6 protein-coding genes and 1 pseudogene are annotated in these 5010 nt (G+C 41.0%); 3 read left to right on the top strand and 4 right to left on the bottom strand.

Going from position 1 to position 5010, the window contains the following annotated elements; all coding sequences use genetic code 11:
- Positions 1-157 precede the first annotated feature (157 nt).
- On the top strand, positions 158-853 hold the full coding sequence (locus ASV53_RS22615; protein WP_062692538.1) for a MaoC family dehydratase: 696 nt from the start codon (positions 158-160) through the stop codon (positions 851-853).
- 76 nt (positions 854-929) lie between these two features.
- On the opposite strand, the gene ASV53_RS22610 is transcribed toward ASV53_RS22615, so the two are convergent.
- Positions 930-1664 (bottom strand): LysR substrate-binding domain-containing protein, encoded by a 735-nt coding sequence (locus ASV53_RS22610; protein WP_205049224.1) that lies wholly within the window; start codon positions 1662-1664, stop codon positions 930-932.
- A 175-nt stretch (positions 1665-1839) separates the two neighbouring features.
- On the opposite strand from ASV53_RS22610, the gene ASV53_RS22605 reads away from it, so the two are divergent.
- Positions 1840-2211, top strand: coding sequence for a YybH family protein (locus ASV53_RS22605; protein ID WP_094958780.1), 372 nt, complete (start codon positions 1840-1842; stop codon positions 2209-2211).
- A 97-nt stretch (positions 2212-2308) separates the two neighbouring features.
- On the opposite strand, the gene ASV53_RS22600 is transcribed toward ASV53_RS22605, so the two are convergent.
- The 3 genes and pseudogenes from ASV53_RS22600 to ASV53_RS22590 all read right to left on the bottom strand — a co-directional run.
- Entirely contained in the window at positions 2309-3001 is a 693-nt protein-coding gene (locus tag ASV53_RS22600) for a DNA alkylation repair protein (RefSeq protein WP_094958779.1), read from the bottom strand.
- Between the two features lie 138 nt (positions 3002-3139).
- Complete coding sequence (locus tag ASV53_RS22595) at positions 3140-4123, bottom strand: DUF4382 domain-containing protein (RefSeq protein WP_094958778.1); 984 nt, start codon at positions 4121-4123, stop codon at positions 3140-3142.
- 229 nt (positions 4124-4352) lie between these two features.
- Positions 4353-4550 (bottom strand): annotated as a pseudogene (locus tag ASV53_RS22590) (alternative ribosome rescue aminoacyl-tRNA hydrolase ArfB); the annotation flags it as partial.
- A 142-nt stretch (positions 4551-4692) separates the two neighbouring features.
- Between ASV53_RS22590 and ASV53_RS25855 the strand changes: the two are divergent.
- Positions 4693-4980: a hypothetical protein gene (locus ASV53_RS25855; RefSeq protein WP_094958776.1), complete on the top strand. Its 288-nt coding sequence runs from the start codon at positions 4693-4695 to the stop codon at positions 4978-4980.
- Positions 4981-5010 lie beyond the last annotated feature (30 nt).

Below are 5010 nucleotides of genomic sequence, written 5' to 3'. Positions count from 1 at the left end.
TAATATTTCCTATCACACTGAAATTAAAAGATTATCACTCATCGGATGAGCTTTTAAATGAGATCTGACGCACAAAATGGTTTTTGATATTCGTTGTAAGCCATTATACTAGCCAACCTCTGTCGAGGTGACATGATTTCTAACAAGGTTCAAATTCATGAAAGTAGTCGATTTTCTTAAGCAAAAGCGTGAAGCTCTAGCACACAATCCGTTTGAACTTAAAGACTGGCTATCTCCCTCTATCCGCGATTATTGGAGCGAATTCCTAGATAAAGCGAACAACAGTCAACTTGTTGCTTGGGGACGCGATCAAAAAATCACCGCATCTAACGATGCCATCGCACCAGAACCAGAAATCAAACCGACAGCCGTTATTGAGCTATCTGAAGAAGCTCAACGCGTAAAAGAAGAAATTGAAGCTAACCTAGGTGAAGAAATTCACGTGGGTGATTGGCTTATTGTTGATCAAGACCGCATTAACCAATTTGCGGCAGTCACTGAAGATCACCAATGGATTCATACCGACCCCGAACGTGCAACCGCTGAATCACCATTTAAAACAACCATTGCGCATGGTTTTTTAACCCTGTCTTTACTATCTGTACTGACTGACAGTGTTGATCCAGCGAAGCAGACGTTCCCATCAGCGAAAATGACCGTTAACTTTGGTTTGAATAAAGTTCGCTTCCCGTATCCAGTAAAAGCGGGTGTACGCGTGCGTGCTCGTACTTCTATTCAATCTGTTACGCCGATTAAACGCGGCCTTGAGATTGTTCAAGAAATTAAAGTTGAAATTGAAGGTTGTCGCCGACCTGGTTGTGTCGCTGAATCTGTGATTCGTTTATATTTCTAATCACTCTCTTCACTGACACCATATCACTAAAAAGCAGAGATTATTCTCTGCTTTTTTATACTTACAATTTCACATCTCATTGTTCTTGTATTGCTAAGGTCGCCAATCGATCAGTAATCGCAGCTATCGCCATACTCACTATAACTGGCATCCCGCCATGATACGCATGTAACGCATGTAACGCATACACATTACTTTGCGCGAGTTGATAATGTGGAAGCAGATCAACTAAGTCCATTTGGTGCTGTTGGAAGATAAATTCAGGTAGGATCCCAATGCCAGCACTTTGCTTCAATAATCCCAAACACGCATGGTAGTTATTCGTTCGATGTGTAGCGATAAAGTCATACGACAAGGTTGACTCTACCACCTCCTCTTCATAACTAACATTCACTTTACGGGTCACCATATGGTGAATTTTATCGTGTTGCCAATGATGAGCAATATACGCTTGTTGCTCGATAGGTCCTTCTGATAACGTTTTATGGCCGCATAACACGTCACGAAATTGCCCTATCTTCCTTTGCTTTAAGTTACTGCTTGGCGATTCCCCCACCCTGATCGCTAAATCAATCCCTTCTTGGATTAGATCTGTCTTGCCATCATCAGAACGCAAGTCGAACTTCACGGCTGGAAATGTACGGAAGCAAGCAGTCAGTGCTGGAATTACGAGATAATCCATTACCGCATTGGATGCAGTCACTGTGATAGTACCTTGGGGGACTTGTTGCTGATTTTGCGCATCTTGCCAAGCATTATCTGCAATAGTGCGCATCAAACAGCATTGCTGGAAAAAGGCATCGCCAGCCACTGTTAGATGCTGCTTTTGTTATAGAGCCGGTTTCAACGATATGTTGAAACACAGTCATTTGACGATACCGAGACATATTGTCCTCTTTTACTAAACAGTATTTTCTAATTACTTTGTTTTTCCGAGTTAATTGTAACGCTAAAGTAGACTAAAACGAATAAACAGAGAAAACACCATGACTAATTCAGTTCTTAACGAATGCAAAGCGGCTATTTCACGTTGGCAGACTGCTTTTAACAACCAAAATGCAGCTGGCTGTGCCGAACAATACACACCAGACTCGGTGATGGATACGCGTCCATTCGGCCGATTTGAAGGCCGTGAAGCCATCCAAGCATTTTGGCAAAACATCATGGATCAAGGCTTTAAAGAGGTTGATTACACCAATGTAACTTGGGATGCAGAAGGAGATGATGGCTTTATCCTCACCGCAAGTTGGACGATGAACAAAGCATTTGGTGCTGTGCACCGTGAATATTGGCAAATTCAAGCCGACGGAAAAGCACGTTTAGTCACTGATGATTTTGAAGTTCAGGGCGAGCGTTAAAGCTGTAATTATTTAAGAATATAAACACAAACACCGCACCCTGCATTAATATAAAGAATGCAAACTGCGGTGTCTGTCGTTAATCGCTCTTACTTAGCTAATAAGAGGTTTGAGTTAGAATCTTGAGGGCTTCACGCTGGCTCAAAGATGCAAGTACAGCGCTATGCTCACGTATGAATGTATTCACATAAATTGGATCTGTTTTAGAGTATTCACGCAATACCCAACCAATCGCTTTCTGGATAAAGAATTCTTTTTCATGCGCTAACATCAAAATGGTTTCTTCAAGCAATGGCAGGTTAGTGTCTGCTTTATGTCTAAGATGTGCTAATAAAGAAGCACGGCGCAGCCACATATTCTCGCTAGTTCCCCAAGCCATCAGCTTAGTTTCAAACTCGCGATGTTCTTTCACTAATCCGCCAATTAAATTTGAAGCAAGTTTATCAACGGTATCCCAATTGTCAGCCGTTTCTAACATTTCTTCATACACTTCAAATGCTTCTTGGGTACGAAATTTTTTATAGTATTCAGCCACATCCATCGCAAGATATAACTCTTCGCGGTGCGTACCTGACCATAACCAAAGCACTAATCGACGGTAGTTAGCAAAATCATCAACCAGTGTATGCTCTCTTGCTTGTTTAAATACATCTTTTCGAGCGGGACTTTTTACACCATAAAATGGTTGTTGGATTTTCATGTATGCTTGCATAGCGATAGCATCATCTTTATTTGACACTTCCACTAGACGTTGCTGCATGAAAATGACCATAGGGATCATTAGAGACATGGACTTTATTTCTACTTTATATAGTTTTTATGACGCCATTCTAAATGGGTTCTAACCACATTGGAAAGAATTTTACTCAGTAGAAAAGCCAACTTCATTATAAAGTTGGCTTCAAAAATCACGGTACAGCTGACTTAATTAATATTGAAGATCGACGGTTAAGCCCATTTCGGTCAAGTTTTTATCTTTAACCACTGGCGTCATTAAATTAATAACAGCACTACCTTGGCTTTGTTCTGGGTCATCAGCAGCACCATCACACGCTAATGCAACGTCATAACGACCGAAAGGAAGGTAACCAACAGCATATTTCCCTGTGCTTGGATCGACTTTTGCAGAGGTATAAGGTTCGCTCGAAGAACCTAAGTCACCGTAGTTATCATCCGTTCGAGGAAGGTATATATAAGCATACGCCTTAGTGAGGTCACCCTCTACAGCACATGAGCCTTGCGCAACCGTTCCTTGAAGCGTGGCGACATTCTCATTTTTCACTAAACGTAAACCACGAGGTTTTAACTGATAGCCGTGAGCGTTAGAAACCATGCTTTTTCGTAAATCGAACTCTAGTGTATACGCTTGAGTGGCATTTGCTGTTACATCAAAACCATCGAGCTTAAGCTCACCGCTTGGCACGCGAATATCGAGTTTATCACCAGTGGCGATCTCTTCTACATGTGAATACGGTGTTCCATCCGCATACACACCAGAGCTATCATTCCATGTAGACAACACAGATAAGCGCATTTGGCTATATTTCCCAGCCTCAAGCTTTTCATCACTCAGAACTTGTAGTGCATTCGCACCTTGGTAATCTAATAGATCAATCACCATAAATAATGGGTTACCCGCAACATCCTTCGGAATTTCAAGTCCATTAGGGATACACCCTTTTGAACTTTGATCGGCTGCAAATGATGTTGTGCCCCACGCTGACTCAGAACCGTTATTGTGCTTCACTGTAATTTGATCAAAAGCGACACAAACTTTACTCAATCCATCCACTGGAGCATCAGAGAAAGCGAGCGAAAAAGTCCCTTCATTACTTACATCAGAGCTTGAGTCACCACCACCACAGCCAGAAAGTACCAACCCTAACGCACTAACAATAAGCATTTTATTCATGAGATTTACCTATAAATTATCAATCTACATAGCTTAATACGTCAATTTTTAAAGCACAGTAGCTGTATCTAAAAGGTATCATTCCTGACCTAAAGCTCACAAAAGGATAAGTAACACCATAAAAAAACAGGCAGCAGAGTTAATAAAAACATACACCAGTGTTTAAATAGCAACCGCTATTTCAAGGAGACAGATCAACCGAGACCATCAACTTTGCCTCCTAAAAAGATTAGAAGCTCACCTTTCCACGCAGCGATTTTGTTTGCCCACGTTGGTTTTTCTTATCCATACGGCGTTTTTGTGAATTGCGGGTAGGTTTAGTCGCTCGACGATTCTTTTGCACTACAGTGGCTGATAAAATCAGCTCTTTTAAACGATTAAGCGCATCTTCTTTGTTCATATCTTGCGTGCGAAATTGCTGACTTTTTCCAGAATTTGATTTCCTGTCAACTCAACATTATATCAATGTAATTAAACACTTTTTCATCAAAAATGCAGCATTAATCACATTGACAACTGTCAATCTTAAACTAGTCTGTATTGAGCACTCAATTTCAAGAGGTATCAAAATGCGAGCCAAGCAGCTAGGATTCTTCCCTCGACTTCAAACTGTCTTATCTAATAAGTACCGAGAAGAAATCCATAATATCATTTCTACAACGGTGAAGAGCAGTGAGCTTTGTGCATGCATGAATATATACACAAGCTTCGTTGATGTTTGCATCCGTAAGTCAGATGCTCAATACAGTGCATACGAAATTAGAAATAGTGCAAACAAACTGACAACTCATCTATCTGCGTTCATTGGTTTTATTTATACGGAGATTGAAGGCTCTTACATGACACCTGTCTCTTAAACAAATCTCCGAGCCCACGAGACGGAGCTA

It is taken from the genome of Photobacterium sanguinicancri (assembly GCF_002265265.1).
In the GTDB taxonomy this organism is placed as follows: Bacteria; Pseudomonadota; Gammaproteobacteria; order Enterobacterales; family Vibrionaceae; genus Photobacterium; species Photobacterium sanguinicancri.
Note: the sequence above shows the minus strand (reverse complement) of the source record. Positions and strands in the feature narration are given on the sequence as shown.